This window comes from Pseudomonas sp. B329, from assembly GCF_023127835.1.
GTDB lineage: Bacteria > Pseudomonadota > Gammaproteobacteria > Pseudomonadales > Pseudomonadaceae > Aquipseudomonas > Aquipseudomonas synxantha_A.
Map to the genome: position 1 here is coordinate 12,598 of NZ_SPKP01000009.1, position 21,196 is coordinate 33,793.

The 21,196-nt window shown below is 59.4% G+C and carries 20 protein-coding genes; 5 read left to right on the plus strand and 15 right to left on the minus strand.

Annotated features, from left to right (window positions below):
- Positions 1-39 precede the first annotated feature (39 nt).
- Together E4P00_RS05815 and pdeM are read left to right on the plus strand one after the other, a co-directional pair.
- Positions 40-2,520 carry a ligase-associated DNA damage response DEXH box helicase gene (locus E4P00_RS05815; protein ID WP_248130903.1) on the plus strand — a complete coding sequence of 827 codons (2,481 nt, stop codon included), beginning with the start codon at positions 40-42 and terminating at the stop codon, positions 2,518-2,520.
- A complete protein-coding gene (pdeM, locus tag E4P00_RS05820) occupies positions 2,520-3,170 on the plus strand; it encodes a ligase-associated DNA damage response endonuclease PdeM (RefSeq protein WP_078820477.1) in 651 nt (216 codons plus the stop codon). The genes E4P00_RS05815 and pdeM overlap by 1 nt, the downstream gene beginning before the upstream one ends.
- 23 nt (positions 3,171-3,193) lie before the next feature.
- Here pdeM and E4P00_RS05825 read toward each other — a convergent pair whose 3' ends face one another.
- Together E4P00_RS05825 and dcd are read right to left on the minus strand one after the other, a co-directional pair.
- Entirely contained in the window at positions 3,194-3,394 is a 201-nt protein-coding gene (locus E4P00_RS05825; protein WP_032877358.1) for a hypothetical protein, read from the minus strand.
- 108 nt (positions 3,395-3,502) lie between these two features.
- Positions 3,503-4,069: a dCTP deaminase gene (dcd, locus tag E4P00_RS05830; RefSeq protein ID WP_003189215.1), complete on the minus strand. Its 567-nt coding sequence runs from the start codon at positions 4,067-4,069 to the stop codon at positions 3,503-3,505.
- A gap of 387 nt (positions 4,070-4,456) precedes the next feature.
- On the opposite strand from dcd, the gene E4P00_RS05835 reads away from it, so the two are divergent.
- Positions 4,457-4,666, plus strand: a complete 210-nt coding sequence (locus E4P00_RS05835; RefSeq protein ID WP_002554837.1) for a cold-shock protein — start codon at positions 4,457-4,459, stop codon at positions 4,664-4,666.
- 148 nt (positions 4,667-4,814) lie between these two features.
- On the opposite strand, the gene rpoS is transcribed toward E4P00_RS05835, so the two are convergent.
- From rpoS to E4P00_RS05875, 8 genes are all read right to left on the minus strand, one after another.
- The gene (rpoS, locus tag E4P00_RS05840) at positions 4,815-5,822 is read right to left on the minus strand and encodes an RNA polymerase sigma factor RpoS (protein WP_078820476.1); all 1,008 of its coding nucleotides are present in this window, start codon (positions 5,820-5,822) and stop codon (positions 4,815-4,817) included.
- A 106-nt stretch (positions 5,823-5,928) separates the two neighbouring features.
- A complete protein-coding gene (locus E4P00_RS05845; RefSeq protein ID WP_032877360.1) occupies positions 5,929-6,765 on the minus strand; it encodes a peptidoglycan DD-metalloendopeptidase family protein in 837 nt (278 codons plus the stop codon).
- 209 nt (positions 6,766-6,974) lie between these two features.
- Entirely contained in the window at positions 6,975-7,610 is a 636-nt protein-coding gene (locus E4P00_RS05850) for a protein-L-isoaspartate(D-aspartate) O-methyltransferase (RefSeq protein ID WP_010176736.1), read from the minus strand.
- A gap of 41 nt (positions 7,611-7,651) precedes the next feature.
- On the minus strand, positions 7,652-8,401 hold the full coding sequence (gene surE / locus E4P00_RS05855) for a 5'/3'-nucleotidase SurE (RefSeq protein ID WP_005785760.1): 750 nt from the start codon (positions 8,399-8,401) through the stop codon (positions 7,652-7,654).
- The gene (gene truD, locus E4P00_RS05860; RefSeq protein WP_032877362.1) at positions 8,389-9,447 is read right to left on the minus strand and encodes a tRNA pseudouridine(13) synthase TruD; all 1,059 of its coding nucleotides are present in this window, start codon (positions 9,445-9,447) and stop codon (positions 8,389-8,391) included. The genes surE and truD overlap by 13 nt, the downstream gene beginning before the upstream one ends.
- Positions 9,444-9,917, minus strand: coding sequence for a 2-C-methyl-D-erythritol 2,4-cyclodiphosphate synthase (ispF, locus tag E4P00_RS05865; protein WP_032877363.1), 474 nt, complete (start codon positions 9,915-9,917; stop codon positions 9,444-9,446). Before ispF ends, truD begins: the two co-directional genes overlap by 4 nt.
- A gap of 54 nt (positions 9,918-9,971) precedes the next feature.
- Complete coding sequence (gene fghA, locus E4P00_RS05870) at positions 9,972-10,817, minus strand: S-formylglutathione hydrolase (RefSeq protein WP_032877364.1); 846 nt, start codon at positions 10,815-10,817, stop codon at positions 9,972-9,974.
- 8 nt (positions 10,818-10,825) lie between these two features.
- Positions 10,826-11,938, minus strand: coding sequence for an S-(hydroxymethyl)glutathione dehydrogenase/class III alcohol dehydrogenase (locus tag E4P00_RS05875; RefSeq protein ID WP_005785751.1), 1,113 nt, complete (start codon positions 11,936-11,938; stop codon positions 10,826-10,828).
- A 109-nt stretch (positions 11,939-12,047) separates the two neighbouring features.
- On the opposite strand from E4P00_RS05875, the gene E4P00_RS05880 reads away from it, so the two are divergent.
- Together E4P00_RS05880 and E4P00_RS05885 are read left to right on the plus strand one after the other, a co-directional pair.
- Complete coding sequence (locus E4P00_RS05880; protein WP_005785749.1) at positions 12,048-12,944, plus strand: LysR substrate-binding domain-containing protein; 897 nt, start codon at positions 12,048-12,050, stop codon at positions 12,942-12,944.
- 69 nt (positions 12,945-13,013) lie between these two features.
- A complete protein-coding gene (locus E4P00_RS05885; protein WP_248130906.1) occupies positions 13,014-16,034 on the plus strand; it encodes a membrane-targeted effector domain-containing toxin in 3,021 nt (1,006 codons plus the stop codon).
- A gap of 3 nt (positions 16,035-16,037) precedes the next feature.
- Here E4P00_RS05885 and ispD read toward each other — a convergent pair whose 3' ends face one another.
- From ispD to E4P00_RS05910, 5 genes are all read right to left on the minus strand, one after another.
- Positions 16,038-16,748, minus strand: a complete 711-nt coding sequence (gene ispD / locus E4P00_RS05890) for a 2-C-methyl-D-erythritol 4-phosphate cytidylyltransferase (protein ID WP_248130908.1) — start codon at positions 16,746-16,748, stop codon at positions 16,038-16,040.
- On the minus strand, positions 16,745-17,023 hold the full coding sequence (gene ftsB / locus E4P00_RS05895) for a cell division protein FtsB (RefSeq protein WP_003189195.1): 279 nt from the start codon (positions 17,021-17,023) through the stop codon (positions 16,745-16,747). The genes ispD and ftsB overlap by 4 nt, the downstream gene beginning before the upstream one ends.
- A gap of 171 nt (positions 17,024-17,194) precedes the next feature.
- Positions 17,195-18,484: a phosphopyruvate hydratase gene (gene eno, locus E4P00_RS05900; protein WP_032877366.1), complete on the minus strand. Its 1,290-nt coding sequence runs from the start codon at positions 18,482-18,484 to the stop codon at positions 17,195-17,197.
- Positions 18,485-18,641: 157 nt separating this feature from the next.
- The gene (gene kdsA, locus E4P00_RS05905) at positions 18,642-19,487 is read right to left on the minus strand and encodes a 3-deoxy-8-phosphooctulonate synthase (protein WP_003189190.1); all 846 of its coding nucleotides are present in this window, start codon (positions 19,485-19,487) and stop codon (positions 18,642-18,644) included.
- Between the two features lie 5 nt (positions 19,488-19,492).
- Positions 19,493-21,124 carry a CTP synthase gene (locus tag E4P00_RS05910; protein ID WP_005785740.1) on the minus strand — a complete coding sequence of 544 codons (1,632 nt, stop codon included), beginning with the start codon at positions 21,122-21,124 and terminating at the stop codon, positions 19,493-19,495.
- Positions 21,125-21,196: the final 72 nt, after the last annotated feature.

The following is a 21,196-nucleotide window of genomic DNA, read 5'->3' on the forward strand; positions in this document are numbered from 1 at the left end:
GGGTCTCTGCAATAGAGCCTCCAGAGCGTCCGCTGCCGCATGGCAAAAAACCCCGATTTCGCCAAACAATGGTTTGCCGCCAAAGGTTGGAAACCGTTCGCCTTTCAGAAACATGTATGGGCAGCGGTCAAGGCTGGCCAGTCAGGGCTGCTGCATGCCAGTACCGGTGCAGGTAAAACCTATGCCTTGTGGTTCGCCGCCCTCAACCGTTTCGCCATCACCCGCCCGCCCGCTACCGGCAAGCGCAAGCCACCCGCTGAACCATTGACGGTGCTGTGGATCACGCCGATGCGTGCCTTGGCTGCCGATTCCGCACGTGCACTGCAGGCACCCTTGGACGCCCTGCAAATTCCCTGGAGCGTGGGCCTGCGTACCGGCGACACCAGCAGCAGCGAGCGCGCACGCCAGACCCGCCGCCAACCCACCGCTCTGGTCACCACCCCGGAAAGCCTGACGCTGATGCTCGCACGGGCCGACAGTGAGACGAGCCTGGCGCACCTGCGCATGGTGATCGTGGATGAATGGCACGAGCTGATCGGCAATAAGCGCGGCGTGCAGTTGCAACTGGCGCTGGCGCGCTTGCGGCGCTGGCACCCTGAGTTGATGGTGTGGGGCATTTCCGCGACGCTGGGTAATCAGGCCCACGCTTTGGAGGTTCTGGTCCCACAGGGCGGTGGGATCAATGTACAGGGGCAGACGGCCAAGGCACTGCAGGTCGACACCTTGCTGCCGCCCGTCACCGAGCGCTTTCCCTGGGCCGGGCATATCGGCTTGAAGATGTTGCCGCAAGTGGTCGCAGAGGTAGAGGCCAGCAGCAGTTGCCTGGTCTTTACCAACACCCGGGCGCAATCGGAGATCTGGTATCAGGCGATTCTCGATGCCCGCCCGGACTGGGCCGGATTGATTGCCCTGCACCACGGCTCGTTATCGCGGGAGACCCGGGATTGGGTGGAGCGAGCATTGAAAGATGGGCAGCTCAAGGCGGTGGTGTGCACCTCCAGCCTCGACTTGGGTGTGGACTTCCTGCCGGTGGAGCGAGTGTTGCAGATCGGCTCCGCGAAAGGTGTGGCGCGGCTGATGCAACGCGCCGGGCGCTCCGGCCATGCACCGGGTCGGCCGTCACGGGTGACGCTGGTGCCGACCCATAGCCTGGAGCTGGTGGAGGCGGCTGCCGCCCAGGATGCAATTGCGCAGCGGCGCATCGAAGCGCGGGAATCGCCACACAAGCCGCTGGATGTGCTCGTGCAACACTTGGTCAGCATGGCCCTGGGGGGTGGGTTTACCCCGGATGCGCTGCTGGCGGAAGTGCGCGGCGCCTGGGCCTATCGCGATCTCACCGAAGCGGATTGGGCCTGGGCCCTGGGGTTTGTACGCCATGGTGGCCTGTCACTTACCGCCTATCCGGATTACCGCCGTGTTGAGCCCGATGAGCATGGCATCTGGCGTGTCCCGGATGCCCGCCTGGCACGCCGTCACCGCATGAGCGTCGGTACCATCGTCAGCGATGCCAGTATCCAGTTGAAATTCTGGAGCAAGGGTGGCGGCGGCAAGAACCTGGGCAGTGTCGAAGAGGGCTTTATTGCGCGGCTCAAGCCGGGGGATGGGTTTCTGTTCGCCGGGCGTTTGCTGGAATTGGTGCGCGTGGAAAACATGACCGCCTACGTGCGCCGCAGCAGAGCGAAAAAAGCCGCGGTGCCACGCTGGAATGGCGGGCGTATGCCGCTTTCCAATGAACTGGCCCAGGCGGTGGTCGAACGTTTTGATGCGGCGGCGCATGGGCACTTCGACGGCCCGGAGATGCAGGCGGTACAACCGTTGTTGCACACCCAACTGCGCTGGTCTGGCCTGCCGACGCGCGACAACCTGCTCGCCGAAACCCTGCAATCGCGAGAAGGCTGGCACCTGTTTCTGTACCCCTTCGCCGGCCGTCAGGTACACCTGGGCTTGGCGAGCTTATTGGCGTGGCGGGTCAGTCAGCAGCAGCCGATGACCTTCTCCATAGCCGTGAATGATTATGGCCTGGAACTGTTGAGCGCCACGCCAGTGAACTGGTCGTTGTTGTTGAATACGGCGTTGCTGAGCCCACAGCGCTTGCTGGAGGATGTGGCCGCCAGCCTTAACGCAGGAGAACTGGCCCTGCGCCGCTTTCGCGAAATCGCGCGGATCGCCGGGCTGGTGTTCGCCGGGTATCCCGGTTCGCCGAAAAGCACGCGGCAGGTGCAGGCTTCCAGCGGATTATTCTTTGAAGTGTTCAAGCAATATGACCCGCAGAACCTGCTGCTGGCCCAGGCAGGGGAAGAAGTCTTGCGCGATGAGTTGGATATTCGTCGGCTGGAAGAGACATTAAGTCATCTATCGGCACTGAAACTGGACGTGCATACGATTCAGCGGCCCACGCCCCTGGCCTTCCCGCTGTTGGTGGAACGGATGCGCGAAAGCATGAGTTCGGAGAAGTTGTCGGAGCGCATCGCACGGATGGTCAAGGACCTGGAAAAAGTCGCCGACAAAGGAAAAGCTTGATGCATTGTGCACTGACGCTTGCAGGCGAAGAACTGTGGTTATTGGCGGACAAGGCCGTGTACTGGCCCGCTCGTCAGTGCCTGCTTATTGCCGATGCGCACTTTGGCAAAGCATCGGCCTATCGCAGCCTGGGACAACCTGTGCCCCAGGGCACCACCACGACGAATCTGGAACGCCTGGACAGGCTGTTGTCGGCACTGCCGTGCGCGCAGTTGATCTTTCTCGGTGACTTCCTGCATGGCCCAGGTTCTCACGCCAGCGGCACCCTCAGCGCGATCCGGGCCTGGCGTGCACGCAATGGCGAACTGGCCTTGACCTTGATTCGCGGCAATCACGATAAACGCGCCGGCGATCCCCCGGACGACTTGAGAATTGAGGTGGTCCCGGAGCCGCTATTGATGGGCCCTTTCGCCTTGCAACACGAACCCGACGTTCACCCCAGCCACCACGTATTGGCGGGGCACGTGCATCCGGTGTATCGCTTGCGCGGCAAAGGCCGTCAGCGCTTGCGCCTGCCGTGCTTCCAGATCGGTGAGCGGGTCAGCCTGCTGCCGGCGTTTGGCGCATTTACGGGAGGTTATGCCGTGGAGCAGGGTGATGACCGCCGAATCTTTGTGATCGGCGATCAAACCGTTTGGCCGATTCAGTGAAGTGCTGACCGGCCGTCCGAATATCAGGCGACGGGGGCCGGTGGTGGCTCGTCAGGCAGGGTAGGCTCACCTGGTTCGGTGGGCTGTGGGTAATCGGGCTCTGGTTGGCCGGGGGGAATGCCGCCCGCGTGAGCGGGGTTAGCCATCAGGGACCAGGCCAGAACACCAATCTGGTTGGGTTCAAGCCGGGCGAGTTCTGCGCTGATTCGCGGGTCGATCTTCATAAGGTACTCCTCAAGCGTGGCCCGACGCGTTTTGCACGCGCCGAGGCAGTACACCTGAATAGAGTCACTTTGTGCAGACTAATTCCCTTTAACCGTAGGAGCTTTCGATCAAGCGCGTGGGAGAGTGACGCCACGTTGGCCCTGGTACTTGCCGGCGCGGTCTTTGTAGGACACTTCACAAGCCTCGTCGGACTGCAGGAACAGCATCTGTGCCACGCCCTCATTGGCATAGATCTTTGCTGGCAAGGTGGTGGTGTTGGAGAACTCCAGGGTCACATGACCTTCCCACTCCGGCTCAAGCGGGGTGACGTTGACGATAATGCCGCAACGAGCGTAAGTGCTTTTACCCAGGCAGATGGTCAATACGTCGCGGGGAATGCGGAAGAATTCCACGGTACGCGCCAGGGCGAAGGAGTTGGGCGGGATGATGCACACGTCGCTCTTGACGTCGACGAAGCTTTTTTCATCGAAGTTCTTCGGATCGACAATCGCCGAATTGATGTTGGTGAACACCTTGAATTCATCGGCGCAACGCACGTCATAGCCATAGCTGGAGACCCCGTACGAAATCACCCGCTCATCACCTTCGCCACGAATCTGGCGCTCGACGAACGGCTCGATCATGCCGTGTTCCTGCGCCATGCGGCGAATCCACTTGTCCGATTTGATGCTCATGGCGGTGTCCTGAATAGCGAGGTGGAAAAATCTGTGGGCCATCTTACCGGGGCCAGCCTTGGGGTTCAAAGGCCGCAAGGGTTTTCTTGATCAAAGCCCTGCCCGCTATAAGCCTCAGCCAACGCGGCCGGGGCCGGGATTGCCGTCAGGGATGGCTGTAAATACCACCGCCAGTCACGAAAATAGAGAAACCTTCGGAAATACCATTGGCACGTTCCGGAAAAAGGGTTAAGGTGGCGCCACTGTGCTGCTTGTGTCACTGAGAATCTCTACACGATATGTTGAATTTCGATCCAACCATCTCCAAGAATTTTTCCTGCTCTTTGCACTCAGTCTCGGCCAGGGCTTTTCCTGAGTCGCAGTTAACTTTGTCCAAGGAGTTACACCATGTCTAATCGCCAAACTGGTACCGTTAAGTGGTTCAACGATGAAAAAGGCTTCGGCTTCATCACTCCACAATCCGGTGACGACCTGTTCGTTCACTTCAAAGCTATCCAATCCGACGGCTTCAAAAGCCTGAAAGAAGGCCAACAGGTTTCTTTCATCGCTACCCGCGGTCAGAAAGGCATGCAAGCTGAAGAAGTTCAAGTTATCTAACTTGTACTGACTCAGTCGAAAAAACCCCGCCCTTAAAAGCGGGGTTTTTTTTGCCTGGATTTTGAGAGAGGCCTGAACAAAAGCCGGGCATAAAAAATGTGGGAGGGGGCGTGCCCCCTCCCACATCCAAGCTTTCAAGCTGCGTCGCTTACTGGAACAACGACTCACTCGACAAGCCATTCTTCTCAAGGATCTCACGCAAGCGCTTGAGGCCCTCCACCTGGATCTGCCGCACCCGCTCACGGGTCAGGCCAATCTCCAGGCCTACATCTTCCAGGGTGCTGCTCTCGTGACCACGCAGGCCGAAGCGGCGAATCACCACCTCACGCTGCTTGTCCGTAAGCTCTGACAGCCACTGGTCAATACTTTGGGAAAGATCATCGTCCTGCAACAGCTCGCAGGGATCGGTCGGGCGATCATCCGTCAGGGTGTCCAGCAGGGTTTTATCCGAATCCGGCCCCAGCGAGACATCGACCGACGATACACGCTCGTTAAGGCCCAGCATGCGCTTGACCTCCCCTACCGGTTTTTCCAGCAGGTTGGCGATCTCTTCAGGCGAAGGTTCATGATCGAGTTTTTGCGTCAGCTCACGCGCCGCCCGCAGGTAGACGTTGAGCTCCTTGACCACATGGATCGGCAGCCGGATCGTGCGGGTCTGATTCATGATCGCCCGTTCGATGGTCTGGCGAATCCACCAGGTGGCATACGTCGAGAAGCGGAAGCCCCGCTCGGGGTCGAACTTCTCCACCGCCCGAATCAAGCCCAGGTTGCCCTCTTCGATCAAGTCCAGCAGCGACAGCCCACGATTGACGTAGCGTCGGGCGATTTTCACCACCAGGCGCAGATTGCTTTCAATCATGCGTTTGCGCCCAGCCGGATCGCCCTTCTGCGACAAGCGCGCAAAATGGACTTCTTCTTCGGGAGTGAGCAGAGGGGAAAAGCCGATTTCATTGAGGTACAACTGAGTCGCATCGAGCGCCCGGGTGTAGTCAATGTACTTGTGTTGCTTTAACGCGGAGGCGTTCCTGGATTTGGTACGAACTGAAGGTGGTGCCGCTCCTTCATTATCTGACATCGGATCCGTATCGATGCCGGTCTCCATAAGGAGAACCTCATCGTCGATGTCAAACTCCGGCGCTTCTTTACTGAGAGCCATTGTTATAGTCCTTTGGTGAGTTCGACCTCAAGCTCAAGCGACGCCTTTATCCTTGGCAACGCTGGAGCCTGTTCCTTCTACGTGAGGGAACAGGCTGTGCAACACATCAACGACGGGGCAGGAATTGCAGCGGATCTACAGGCTTCCCTTGGCGGCGAATCTCAAAGTGCAGTTTCACCCGGTCTGTGCCCGTTGAACCCATTTCGGCAATTGTCTGTCCGACTTTGACCTGCTGCCCCTCCCGAACCAACAGCCTGCGGTTATGACCGTAGGCACTGACGTAGGTATCGCTGTGTTTGATGATGACCAGCTCGCCGTAGCCCCGTAGACCACTCCCGGCGTACACCACTGTCCCATCAGACGCAGCTAAAACAGGCTGTCCCAAATCCCCGGCGATATCAATGCCTTTATTCAAACTACCGTTTGAAGAGAATTTTCCAATCAGTACGCCATTTGAAGGCCATCCCCAGCCGGTCGGCGCCGGCCCTGCAGGTGGCAACGGCGCGGGTGCGGGCTTGCTTGCAACGCTAGGCGAAGCACTGCCTGCAGGCCGGGTGATGACGGTGGTTTTGCTCGAAGACGATGGCGAAGATCCCGACTTTGTCACAACTGCCGTAGCCGCCGAACCTGTGCGGCCATCGAAACGAATGGTCTGCCCTGGATGAATGGTGTAGGGCACGGGAATGTTGTTACGAGCGGCCAGCGCCTTGTAGTCCCAGCCATAACGGAAGGCAATGGAGAACAGTGTGTCGCCTTTGCGCACCACATACTGGCCCGTGGTCACCGTGGGCCGCTGCGGTGCTGCGTTGGTGCGGTCAACGACACGCGCACCGCCCGATGGCGTGCTCGAGCAGGCGGCCAATAAGGAACTCAAGACAAGGCCAAGCACCAGTCGCTGAAAGCTTGTTTTACTCATTCGCTGCGCAGGACCTGTGAGACTCACCCGCCGCTCCCTTTGTGGTGGCTGAACGTTAACGCCTGGATCAGGCTTGAAATATGACGCAAGTATAACTGGGCATTGGCTTTTTACTGGCACCCGACTGAAACGAAAAATTCATCTTGTTCAATTGCGGCTGCCAAGCCTGTTGATTCAATAGACCCCGGCGTAAGACACATCCTCGCCAGCAGAATTCACTGCCAGGGAATAAATGCTCAGGCCAAGGGGCCATTCAACAGCGGCACGAAGCGCACCGCGCCCAGCACGTGCCGGGAAAAACCTTCTTCCTCGCGGATAATAAGCATCAACTGTTGCACTTCGCCGGAGCCCACCGGGATGACCAGCCGCCCGCCCGGCGCCAACTGATCCAACAGAGCTTGAGGCACATCGGTGGCCACGGCGGTGACAATAATGCCGTTGTACGGCGCCAGCGCCGGCCAGCCTTCCCAGCCATCGCCCCAGCGAAACACCACGTTGCGCAGGTTCAGTTCTACCAGGCGCTCCTTGGCACGGTCCTGCAGCACCTTGATGCGCTCTACCGAAAACACTCGCTCTACCAACTGTGACAGCACAGCTGTCTGGTAACCGGAGCCGGTGCCGATCTCCAGCACCTTGTCCAGGGGCCCGGCCGCCAGCAACAGCTCGCTCATGCGCGCAACCATGTAGGGCTGGGAGATGGTCTGGTTGTGGCCGATAGGCAACGCCGTGTCTTCATAGGCGCGGTGCGCCAGGGCCTCATCGACAAACAGGTGCCGCGGCGTACGCCGAATCACTTCCAGCACCTGGGCGTTGGACAAGCCTTCTTCGTACAGACGCTGGATCAACCGCTCCCGGGTGCGCTGGGAAGTCATCCCGATGCCACGGCGCAACAAGTCGTCTTGTTCACGAGCCATCAACGCAGTCCCTCCAGCCAGCCATCGAGGCCACTGAAGGCATCACTGAAGGTGCGATCCAATTGCAACGGGGTAATTGACACATAGCCTTGCATCACCGCATGAAAATCCGTGCCTTCCCCGCCATCCTCGGCATCACCGGCCGCGGCGATCCAATAGCCTTCCTTGCCACGCGGGTCGACCACCTTCAGGGGCGCCGCCGCTCGCGCGCGATGGCCCAGGCGCGTCAGCTGGATACCGCGGATACGGTCGAGGGGCAGATTGGGAATATTCACGTTGAGTACCGTACGCGGCGGCAGGTCCAGAGACTCATGGGCCTGCACCAGCTTGCGCGCGAAATACGCCGCGGTCGCCAGGTTATCCAGTTGCCGCGAAGCAAAGGAAAAGGCGAACGCGGTGCGCCCCAGGAAGCGCCCTTCAAGGGCCGCCGCCACGGTGCCGGAATACAGCACGTCATCACCCAGGTTGGCGCCCAGGTTGATTCCCGACACCACCAAGTCCGGCTCATGCTCCAGCAAACTGTTGATTGCCAGGTGCACGCAGTCGGTGGGGGTGCCGTTTACGCTGATAAAGCCATTGGCCAGAACCTGCGGGTGCAGCGGACGGTCGAGCGTCAGCGAACTGCTGGCGCCGCTCTTGTCCTGGTCGGGGGCAACCACCACGCACTCGGCGTAATCCTGCAGCGCAGCATAGAGCGCGGCAAGACCGGGTGCGGTGGCACCGTCATCGTTTGATATCAGAATACGCATGGGCTGTCCGTCTGCCCCACCGGCACCAGATCAACAAGCTCGCGCACCAAGACAGTGGCGAAGCATCCGGCCGGCAGGACGAATTCCAATTGCAGAATGTCAGGCCCGGGATAATGCCACGTCAACCCGCCAATGGGCAGTCGCAGAATGCGACGTTCCTGGCTCATTCCTGCATTCACCAGCCAATCACGTAGGTCGGATTCGCTGGCAGCGACAGATTGTTCCAGATCATGCGTAAGACCTTTCGCCGGCGAGTCGCCTTCGCCCCATTGTGGGCCAGTCGGGTGCAAGTCCAGGATCGCCAGGCGCGGGTCGCTGCATTCAGCCTCCCCGGCAGGGAAAAAGCTGCGACTGTCGGTAAAGGCCAGCAGGTCACCCACCTGGGCGCGCTGCCAGGAACCGTCGGCGACACGCGCTGCCAGCACTTTGTTGAACAAGTAGCTACGAGCGGTGGACAGCAACCGCGAACGCACGTTGCGTTGCTCCGGCAGGGCCTTGCGAGCAGCCCATTCACGGGCATCCACAACGTTGCCACCGTTGTGGCCAAAGCGCTGGGCGCCGAAATAATTGGGAATGCCATGCCGGGCAATCAACTGCAAACGCGCGTCGATGGCGGCGGTATCGCCGGCCAGTTGGGTCAGACGCAAGGTAAAGCCGTTGGCCGAATGCGCACCACGTTGCAACTTGCGCTTGTGGCGGGTGGTTTTCAGGATCTTGAGGGTGTCGTTTTCCGCACCGCTCAGGTCCGGGTCGGCCTTGCCGGGCAACTGTACGCTGAACCATTGGCGGGTCAGGGCCTGACGGTCCTTGAGCCCGGCATAGCTGACGGTGCGCAGCGGCACACCGGCGGCCTTGGCGATACGCCGTGCGGCCTCTTCAGTATTCAAGCCGCGCTTTTCCACCCACAGCCACAGGTGCTCACCGTCACCAGTCAACGGAATGTCCAGCACCTCATCAACCTGGAAGTCTTCTGCCGTCGCCTTCAGCACCGCGCTGCCCAAGGCCTCGCCGTAGGCCCGCGGGCCCAGCAGTTGCAAATCGTTCATGCGCGCAGCAACAAGGCAACGGAGTGCACGGCGATGCCCTCTTCACGACCGGTAAATCCGAGCTTTTCGGTGGTGGTGGCTTTCACGTTGACTTGATCCAGTTCAATTTGCAGGTCTGCGGCAATCAGCGCACGCATCGCTTCGATATGGGGGGCCATCTTGGGCGCCTGGGCCACGATGGTGTTGTCGACGTTGCCGACCTTCCAGCCCTTGGCATGGATCAACCCGACCACATGGCGCAGCAACACACGACTGTCCGCACCTTTGAAGGTCGGATCGGTGTCCGGAAAGTGCTTGCCGATATCGCCCAATGCCGCCGCGCCGAGCAAGGCATCGCTCAAGGCATGCAAGACAACGTCGCCGTCGGAATGAGCCAGCAACCCATGGTGGTGTGCGATGCGCACGCCGCCCAAGGTGATGAAATCGCCCTCAGCGAAACGGTGCACATCGTAGCCGTGGCCAATACGCATAAAAAAACGCCCCGATTTTATTCAGGGCGTGATTCTACCTACTTTTGCCTCACATTAACCGAGCAAAGCACGACCATGATGGCGCAAATGGTCTTCGATGAAGCTGGCGATGAAAAAGTAGCTGTGGTCGTAGCCAGGTTGCAGGCGCAGTTCCAACGGATGGTTGGCCGCCTTGGCCGCTTGCTGCAGGGCCTCGGGCTTGAGCTGAACCGCAAGGAAATCGTCACGATCGCCCTGGTCCACCAGTAGCGGCAGTTTTTCCGAGGCTTCGCTGATCAGCACGCAGGCATCCCATTCACGCCACTTGGAACGCTCTTCGCCCAGGTAACGGGAAAAAGCTTTCTGGCCCCAGGGGCAGTCCATCGGATTGTTGATTGGCGAAAACGCCGACACCGATTGGTAGCGTCCCGGGTTACGCAGCGCGCATACCAATGCGCCATGTCCGCCCATGGAGTGACCGCTGATGCCGCGTTTAGCCGACGCAGGGAAATGCGCCTCCACCAAGGCCGGCAACTCCTGCACTACGTAGTCATGCATCCGATAGTGCTGGGCCCAGGGCTCCTGCGTGGCGTTCAGATAGAAACCAGCGCCGAGGCCGAAGTCCCAGGCGTTGTCCGGATCGTCCGGCACACCGGGGCCGCGCGGGCTGGTGTCCGGTGCGACGATAATCAAACCCAGCTCGGCGGCCATGCGCTGGGCGCCAGCCTTCTGCATGAAGTTCTCATCGGTGCAGGTCAAGCCGGACAGCCAGTACAGTACCGGCAACTTACCGCCCTGCTCTGCTTGCGGCGGCAGATAGACGGCGAAGGTCATGTCGCAACCGAGCACATCGGAATGATGCTTGTAGCGTTTATGCCAGCCGCCGAAGCTCTTCTGGCATGACAGGTTTTCCAGACTCATGGCCGACCTCAGAAGTGAATGACGGTACGAATGCTCTTGCCTTCATGCATCAGGTCAAACGCTTTGTTGATATCTTCAAGGCCCATGGTGTGGGTGATGAAGGTGTCCAGCGGGATCTCACCGGTCTGGGCCATTTCCACGTAGCTTGGCAGCTCTGTGCGCCCACGCACGCCACCGAATGCCGAACCGCGCCAGACGCGCCCGGTGACCAGTTGGAACGGACGCGTAGCGATTTCCTGGCCGGCACCGGCCACGCCGATGATCACCGACTCGCCCCAGCCTTTATGGCAGCACTCAAGCGCCGCACGCATCAGTTGCACATTGCCGATGCACTCGAAGGAAAAGTCCACGCCGCCGTCGGTCAAATCGACAATCACGTCCTGGATTGGGCGGTCGTAATCTTTCGGGTTAATGCAGTCGGTAGCCCCCAGTTGCTTGGCGATTTCGAACTTGGCCGGGTTGATGTCGATGGCAATGATGCGACCGGCCTTGGCCTTGACCGCGCCGATCACGGCCGACAGGCCAATACCGCCCAGCCCGAAGATAGCCACGGTGTCCCCCGGTTTGACCTTGGCGGTGTTGAGCACCGCGCCGATGCCTGTGGTGACGCCGCAACCAAGCAGGCAGACTTTTTCCAGCGGAGCTTCCTTAGGAATCTTGGCCACGGAGATTTCCGGCAACACGGTGTACTCGGAGAACGTCGACGTGCCCATGTAGTGGAAGATCGGCTGGCCCTTGTAGGAAAAGCGCGTAGTGCCATCCGGCATCAGGCCTTTGCCTTGGGTAGAACGGATGGCCTGGCACAGGTTGGTCTTGCCCGACAGGCAGAATTTGCACTTGCCACATTCCGGGGTGTACAGCGGGATCACATGATCGCCGACAGCGACTGAAGTTACGCCCTCGCCGATGGCTTCGACCACTGCGCCGCCTTCGTGACCCAGGATCGACGGAAAAATGCCTTCCGGGTCCGCACCCGACAACGTATAGGCATCGGTGTGGCACACGCCGGAGGCAACCACCCGCAACAGCACCTCGCCAGCCTTGGGCATGGCGACGTCCACTTCCACGATCTCAAGGGGCTTCTTGGCTTCGAAGGCTACGGCGGCGCGGGACTTGATCATCCGGGTTTCTCCAGGGGGTTAAAAATTGATTGCAGCAGTGTAAAACATGGCTGCCTGATTAATAATCCAGGCGAAAGCAAAACTTTATTGCTGTACAGGGATAATGACCATGCTGGAAAACCGCTGGGAAGGCATCGACGAATTCGTCGCTGTGGCCGAGTGCAGCCAATTCACGGCGGCGGCAGAGCGCCTGGGAGTATCGTCGTCCCATATAAGCCGCCAGGTGGCACGCCTGGAGGAGCGGTTGCAAACGCGCCTGTTGTATCGCAGTACACGCAAGGTGACGCTGACCGAAGCAGGTCAGACGTTTCTGCAACATTGCCAGCGTTTGCAGGATGGTCGCGAAGAAGCCCTGCGGGCAGTAGGCGACCTCACCAGCGAACCCAAGGGCATGTTGCGCATGACCTGCGCAGTCGCCTATGGCGAGCGCTTTATCGTGCCACTGGTGACCCGGTTCATGGCGCTCTATCCGCAACTGCGGGTGGATATCGAACTGAGCAACCGTCAATTGGATCTGGTGCACGAGGGCCTGGATTTGGCCATCCGCCTGGGTCGCCTGCAAGACTCGCGCATGGTCGCCAGCCGCCTGGCACCGCGACGCATGTACCTGTGCGCCTCCCCTTCCTACCTGGAACGGTATGGTCGGCCCCATAGCTTGTCGGAATTGAGTCGGCATAACTGCCTGATCGGCAGCTCGGATATCTGGCAACTGGCCCAGGACGGGCGGGAATTTTCCCAAAGGGTTCAGGGAAACTGGCGCTGTAACAGTGGGCAGGCGGTGCTGGATGCGGCGCTGCAAGGTGTAGGGCTGTGTCAGTTGCCGGATTATTACGTGCTGGAGCATTTGCACAGTGGTGCGCTGGTGTCATTGCTGGAGGCGCATCAGCCACCGAATACGGCGGTGTGGGCGCTGTACCCGCAGCAGCGGCATTTGTCGCCGAAGGTCAGGAAGCTGGTGGACTTTCTCAAAGAAGGCTTGGGTGACAATTCGGTCTATCGAACATAAACAGCTACCGTTCGTGCATTGCCTGGACACCGGTTAATAACCGCTTTCATTAGAAAACCAGGCAAGCCCATGACGTCCAACACTCGGCAACTCCAGCATATCAATCATTTTGTCCGAAAGGTTCTGGCCGACTTTCCGGTGCCCAGCGCAATCGCAGCCCAATTGCTTTGCGAGCATCTACAACCATTCACTCAGGAACAACTGGACCCGGATACTACGTTCCTGACCACTCTGGAATACAACCTCGACAATCCCAATGCACCCTACACTGCAGTGATCGTCCAATCCATGAGCCTGACCGAGGCCATGATCTGCAATGCGCCCCATGCCCCTGGCGGCATGATCAACAACACGGGCTTTTCCACTATCGCGCCGTACTTCAATATCGTCGATGAACTGCCGCGCCTGATGGATAACCGCATACCGCAAATGTTCAACGAAGAGTTCATCACTTCCGGCTGGATCCCGCCCAGACGGTATGAGGCGCTTTACCGGCAAAGCGAACCTCAGGCCTACGACCCGACCACCCAACTGGAGATCGCGCCAGCCGTTCTCAGAAAGGTGATTGACTCAAGCAACTTTGAACAAACCTATGACAAGGCCATCACCCAATTCTGGGGGGAGCATCGGGACAATTACACCACCCTGATGCGCATTGCCTTCGCCAAGGCTTACCTCAATCAGTACGAAGAATTCACGCTCACCGAAGCAGAACGGCAACTGGCCGCACGAGCGGCAGGTATCGGCGTCGACAGGGACGCCAGCAACCTGACCCTTGAAGATTTTCAGGCGCCCTACTCACCGGATAAAAACTTATCCGTGCGCGTGCTGCGCATTCATCAGTTCGACGCCACCGACATTCTTACGATTACCGACACCCAGAGCCAGATCACCCTGCTGTACGTCCCCGGCAACTCCTCCCCCATCCATGGTTTCAACAGCCCAACGGACATGCGCAATGCGCTGGTAAAAGTGGCCAAGGACCCGACCCAGCGCAAAGCGCTGACCAACCACTTTGAACCCGACTCGATTGACTCCGGCCTGATCTACTGTGGTGTCGAGGAAGCATTGATCGGTATGGCGATGTACCCGGAATCTTCCAGCCCCGCCGGTTTTTTCAATAGCTTGTTGCGCAACGGTTATTGGGACCCCGAGCAATACATTAATAACCCAATGTATCCGGCGCTCAGAAGCAACCCATTTGCGTTTATCGCACGACAGATCCGCAGTCGGATTGCAAAATTGGCAGCCAAAACCGTTGTCTCGCCCTTGGACACATTTAAAGCCGACACCCTCGACGCCTTGGATAAAGCCTGCCTGCTGGCGATCCCCGTGGCGCTGACCATGGGCACCGCGTTGCTGGCGGAGTTTTGTTTCATTACCTCAGGTTTGACTGGCATGGCGATCGGCGCCGATGACGTGCTCAAGGACAAACCCCACGCCGTTGAGCGCATGGTGTTCGGCGCCCTGAACGCGCTCCCGGTGGTTATCCACGGCATCAGCAAAGGCGCGAGCAGTCTCGAGGCGTTACGCCCCGTGCTTGGCCCGGCTACGCGGGCAGAGGAGGGCCAGATCAACGTCAAGGTGATCACTCAGGCCTCCGCCCAAACCGAGACTCGCCCCCTGGTCGCTGCAACATCTCCCAGCGGCTTGCAGACCGTCAAGATTCAGGGCGAGACCTTCCTGACCTACAAAAGCCCGAATGACTGGGGTTCTTTTGAGCTGTTCGTGAATAATCCAGAAGCCCCCGAGAAGACTCAAGCCACGGGTCTCTACGCTATTCAGAGCTCCGACCTGCAATGGCGACGTGCCGGATTGACCGGAGGGGGGGCATTTCGCAATGCCTGGCAACGGGTTTACAAACTGTTCGATAGCACCCAGCAGTTGAGTTTCTTCAGCGCCTACCAGATGCCAGCGCCCGTGCGCGAGACCGTCGTGCAGATGCTCACCGACACCAGCTCATTTTCGGAAGATTTCGAACCCTTCGGAATGGATGCACAGTCGATCAGCAACGCCCGGAGACTGTTCTTTGAGAAAAGGAGCCAATTAAACCAGGATTCGGCGATCTTCTTTCACCACCTGCCCTACTCGCCCCTGCAGCCGGTCCTCCCCCGCTTGAGCTTGAACGAATCACAGCAAAGCATTATCGAGAAACTGCTACGTGCCAGTGACGGCCTCGTGATCGGCGAAAGCCACAGCGCCGAATCGAGCAAAGCCTTTCTGATCGACAACATGCAGATACTCGCCAGCCAAGGTGTCAAACGCATCTACTTCGAACATCTGCTGACGGATGTGCATATTCCGATGCTGAAGGCTTTTTACCGGTCGAAGAACGCCCCTATGGCCGAGGCGCTGACAAACTTCCTGAACGGGATCTACCCATTGCCCCGAAACCACTATTACTCATTCACAAACGTCGTGACCAAAGCCCGAGAGGCCGGAATCAAGATCCAGCCGATCGACTGCACCGTGAGCTACATACTTCGCGATATGCGCGACAGTGCGGGAACCCTGCGCCAGCGGATGATGAACTATTACGCTACCGAGGTGATTCAGTGGATCCAGACCTCCAAGCGCCAACCCGGTAAATGGGTCGCACTGGTGGGCGATACCCATACCAATACGTTCAAGGACATCCCTGGGCTGGCCGAACTCACCGGCAGCATCGGCCTGCGGATAGAAGATAGGATGGGCACCCACCCGTTGGGCATCGAAGTCGATCCGGGGCGCACCGCCAGCCTGGGCCTGAACAAAGGGGAAGGCACGGTCAAAGCCAACCTGGTCTTGCGCGTTGATCCTGCCGCGTTGCAGCACTCAATGGAATCACAGCCCGTCCCTTCGCACAGTCGAGTGGTGAAGTCGGCCCAGGCACTGCTGACACGGCCAGGCCAATTCATGCTCACCGAGGCCACCCACATTGACTATCGGTCCCGACGCGGGGACCTGCGCAGTTTCAGGATCAACAGCCAGGAAGGCCGGAACTCCATCAACGTGGTCGGCTGGCCTATTGATGAGAAACCATTCGACAGCATTGAGGCATTGGTGAGCGAGCTGAAAACCCTGCCCGGGTTGGAGCAAGTCTACGGCTGAGGGTCAGGACGCCTGATAAGCCCGGCGCTGACGCAGCCATTCAAGGTCTTCGGGGCGGGTGACCTTGATATTGTCCGCACGCCCTTCGACCAGCCGCGGCGCCTGGCCAGACCATTCCATGGCCGACGCTTCGTCGGTGATCACGGCGTCCGCCACCAGGCTGTCGGCCAAGGCGCGGTGCAAGGCCCCCAGGCGGAACATCTGCGGCGTATAAGCCTGCCAGATCAGGCTGCGGTCAACGGTTTCCACCACGCGGCCATGCTTGTCGACGCGCTTGAGCGTGTCGCGAGCCGGCACCGCCAGCAGACCGCCCACCGGGTCATCCGCCAGTTCAGTCAAGAGTTTGTCGAGGTCATCACGGCTCAAGTTAGGCCGCGCCGCGTCATGCACCAGCACCCAGTCATCATCACTGGCACCCAGGGCATTAAGGTGCAGCAGTGCATTAAGCACCGAGCCCGAGCGTTCCGAGCCACCGTCCGCACGCTGGATGCGCGGGTCTGTGGCGCACGCCAGGGTGGGCCAATAAGGATCATCAACAGCAAGACTGACCACCAGGCCCTTGAGCGAGGGGTGGTCGAGAAAACAGCCGAGGCTGTGTTCGAGAATAGTGCGCCCGCCCAATTGCAGGTATTGCTTGGGACGGTCCGCGGCCATACGGGCACCGACGCCCGCGGCAGGAATCACGGCCCAGAAGGCCGGTAGATCGTTATTCATTGGGCCAACTGGTAGAGGGTCTCGCCCTCCTTGACCATGCCCAACTCATGACGAGCCCGCTCTTCAACGGTCTCCGTACCTTTTTTCAGCTCAAGCACTTCGGCGTCCAGGACACGGTTGCGCTCCAGCAGGCGTTCGTTTTCGGCACGCTGGTCGGCAATTTGCTGGGTCAGCTCTTCCACCTGCGCAAAGCTGCCATTACCGACCCATAGGCGGTACTGCAGGCCAGCCAGCAACAAGAGCAAGACGAGGAACAACCAATTGGGACTGCGCATCGAAATCCGGATATCCAGTGAAAAAAGACAGTCATGCAAACCTTTTGCAGCAACTGATAGCACAAAGCCTGGAAAAACCAGGCTTGCGCTTGTCAGTCAGCAGATTAGCGCCGAAATTCACACTTTCGTGAAATTTCTGACGCAACCCGCCGACTTTTTACCATTTACTGCTTAGCCGCGAAACTCGCCGCGACCGTTGTACTTGGCTTTACCTGCCAATTGCTCTTCGATGCGCAGCAATTGGTTGTACTTGGAAACGCGATCGGAACGGCACAGGGAGCCGGTCTTGATCTGGCCCGCCGAAGTGCCCACGGCCAGGTCGGCAATGGTGGAATCTTCGGTTTCGCCGGAGCGGTGGGAGATCACGGCGGTGTAGCCCGCAGCCTTGGCCATCTGGATGGCTTCCAGGGTTTCGGTCAAGGTGCCGATCTGGTTGAACTTGATCAGGATCGAGTTGGCGATCTTCTTGTCGATGCCTTCTTTCAGGATCTTGGTGTTGGTCACGAACAAGTCGTCGCCCACCAGCTGGATTTTCTCGCCGATCTTGTCGGTGAGGATTTTCCAGCCATCCCAATCGGACTCGTCCAGGCCGTCTTCGATCGAGATGATCGGGTAGCGCTGGGTCAGGCCCTTCAGGTATTCAGCGAAACCTTCAGAGTTGAACACCTGGCCTTCGCCGGACAGGTTGTACTTGCCATCCTCAAAGAATTCGCTGGCCGCACAGTCCAGGGCCAGGGTCACGTCGGTGCCCAGTTTGTAGCCGGCGTTGGCCACGGCTTCGGAGATCACTTTCAACGCATCTTCGTTGGAGGCCAGGTTCGGTGCGAAACCACCTTCGTCACCCACAGCGGTGCTCAGGCCACGGGCCTTCAGTACAGCCTTGAGGTGATGGAAAATCTCGGTGCCCATGCGCAGGCCTTCGGAGAAGGACTTGGCGCCCACCGGCTGCACCATGAATTCCTGGATGTCGACGTTGTTATCCGCGTGCTCGCCACCGTTGATGATGTTCATCATCGGTACCGGCATCGAGTAGACGCCCGGGGTGCCGTTCAGGTTGGCGATGTGCGCGTACAACGGCAGGTCCTGGTCCTGAGCTGCTGCCTTGGCGGCAGCCAGGGACACGGCGAGGATTGCATTGGCGCCGAGGCTGCCTTTGTTTTCAGTGCCGTCGAGCTTGATCATCGCGTGGTCCAGGGCTTTCTGGTCCAGCGGGTCCTTGCCCAGCAACAGGTCACGAATCGGACCGTTGATGTTGGCTACAGCCTTGAGTACACCCTTGCCCAGGTAACGGCTCTTGTCGCCATCACGCAGTTCCAGCGCTTCGCGCGAACCGGTGGAAGCACCGGACGGCGCGCAGGCGCTGCCGATGATGCCGTTATCGAGAAGCACGTCGGCTTCGACGGTGGGGTTGCCACGGGAGTCGAGAACTTCACGACCTTTGATGTCGACGATTTTTGCCATTGTTGTAAACACTCCAAAGTTGACGAAAACGACGCAGCTGAAGGAAATCTTTTGACCGACCGCAAGGGTGGAACAACGGGGCAGGCTTGCAGACGACAAGGCTCAGGCCCAAGGGCCTGAGCATTTAGCGTGGGAAATTCTACCGGAGAAATGGCAGTTACGCGGTCTCTACCGTCGGAAAACTCTTGACCAGCTCGTCCAACTGCTTGAGTTGGGCCAGGAATGGCTCCAGCTTGTCCAGGCGCAGGGCGCATGGGCCATCACATTTGGCGTTGTCCGGGTCTGGGTGGGCTTCAAGGAACAGGCCTGCCAGGGACTGGCTCATGCCCGCCTTGGCAAGGTCGGTGACCTGGGCACGGCGACCGCCGGCGGAGTCCGAGCGACCACCGGGCATTTGCAGCGCGTGGGTCACGTCGAAGAACACCGGGTATTCGAACTGTTTCATGATGCCGAAACCGAGCATGTCCACCACGAGGTTGTTGTAGCCGAAGCTCGAACCACGCTCGCAGAGGATCAACTGGTCGTTACCCGCTTCCACGCACTTGCTCAGGATGTGTTTCATCTCCTGAGGGGCGAGGAACTGGGCTTTCTTGATGTTGATCACAGCGCCGGTCTTGGCCATGGCGACCACGAGGTCGGTCTGGCGCGACAGGAAGGCCGGCAACTGGATGATGTCGCACACCTCGGCGACCACGGCAGCCTGCTCAGGCTCGTGGACGTCGGTGATGATCGGCACGCCGAAGGCTTGCTTGATGTCCTGGAAGATCCGCATGCCTTCTTCAAGGCCCGGGCCGCGATAGGAGGTCACGGAAGAACGGTTGGCCTTGTCGAAACTGGCCTTGAACACGTATGGGATGCCCAGCTTCTGGGTAACCCGCACGTATTCTTCACAGACCTGCATCGCCATGTCGCGGCTTTCCAGCACGTTCATGCCGCCGAACAGCACCATGGGCTTGTCGTTGGCAATCTCGATATCGCCTACGCGAATGATCTTCTGGGCCATCAGGGTTACGCCTTCTTCTGATGTTGCGTCAGTGCTGCTTTGACGAAACCGCTGAACAACGGGTGACCGTCGCGCGGCGTCGAGGTGAACTCCGGGTGGAACTGGCAGGCCACGAACCACGGATGATCCGGCGCTTCGACCACTTCAACCAGCTTGCCGTCACCGGAGCGACCGGAAATCTTCAGGCCAGCCTCTTTGATCTGCGGCAGCAGATTGTTGTTCACTTCATAGCGGTGACGGTGACGCTCGACGATTACGTCCTTGCCGTAGCAGTCGTGTACCAGCGAGCCGGCTTCCAGCAAGCAGTCCTGCGCACCAAGGCGCATGGTGCCGCCCAGGTCGGACGTTTCGGTACGGGTTTCAACGGCGCCGGTGGCGTCTTCCCACTCGGTGATCAGGCCGACGACCGGGTGGCCGCTGCTGTGATCGAACTCGGTGGAGTTGGCGTCTTTCCAGCCCAGCACGTTACGGGCGAACTCGATAACGGCCACTTGCATGCCCAGGCAGATACCCAGGTAGGGCACCTTGTTCTCGCGAGCGTATTGCACCGCGGTGATCTTGCCTTCCACGCCACGCAGGCCGAAACCGCCCGGCACGAGAATCGCGTCAACGCCTTCGAGCAGCGCAGTGCCCTGGTTCTCGATATCTTCGGAATCGATGTAGCGCAGGTTGACCTTGGTACGGTTGCTGATGCCGGCGTGGCTCATCGCTTCAATCAGCGACTTGTACGCGTCCAGCAGCTCCATGTACTTGCCGACCATGGCGATGGTGACTTCATGCTCAGGGTTGAGCTTGGCGTCGACCACGGCTTCCCACTCGGACAGGTCCGCGCCATTGCACTGCAGGCCGAAACGCTCGACCACAAAATCATCCAGCCCCTGCGAATGCAGGATGCCCGGGATCTTGTAGATGGTGTCGGCGTCTTCCAGCGCGATCACCGCACGCTCTTCAACGTTGGTGAATTGCGCGATCTTGCGGCGCGAGGAAATGTCGATCGGGTGATCGGAACGGCAAACCAGTACGTCCGGTTGCAGGCCGATGGAACGCAGCTCCTTGACCGAGTGCTGGGTAGGCTTGGTTTTGGTTTCGCCGGCGGTGGCGATGTACGGCACCAGTGTCAGGTGCATCAGCATCGCGCGCTTGGCGCCGACTTCGAAACGCAGCTGGCGGATGGCTTCAAGGAACGGTTGGGATTCGATGTCGCCCACGGTGCCACCGATCTCGACCATCGCCACGTCGGCATCGCCTGCACCCTTGATGATGCGGCGCTTGATTTCGTCGGTGATGTGCGGGATCACCTGGATGGTTGCACCCAGGTAGTCACCACGGCGCTCTTTGCGCAGCACGTGCTCGTAGACACGGCCAGTGGTGAAGTTGTTGTTCTGGGTCATGGTCGTGCGGATGAACCGCTCGTAGTGGCCCAGGTCCAGGTCGGTCTCGGCGCCGTCGTGAGTGACGAACACTTCACCGTGCTGGAACGGGCTCATGGTGCCCGGGTCGACGTTGATGTACGGGTCCAGCTTGAGCATGGTGACTTTAAGCCCCCGCGCCTCCAGGATGGCCGCCAATGAAGCGGAGGCAATGCCTTTCCCCAATGAAGAAACAACACCGCCCGTGACGAATATGTAGCGCGTCATGAAAAACCCTAGAAGTCTGCGTTAAAGCGGTCCGAGCCGCCGGGGAAAGCGAAGGAAGGCCGAAGCCCCCGA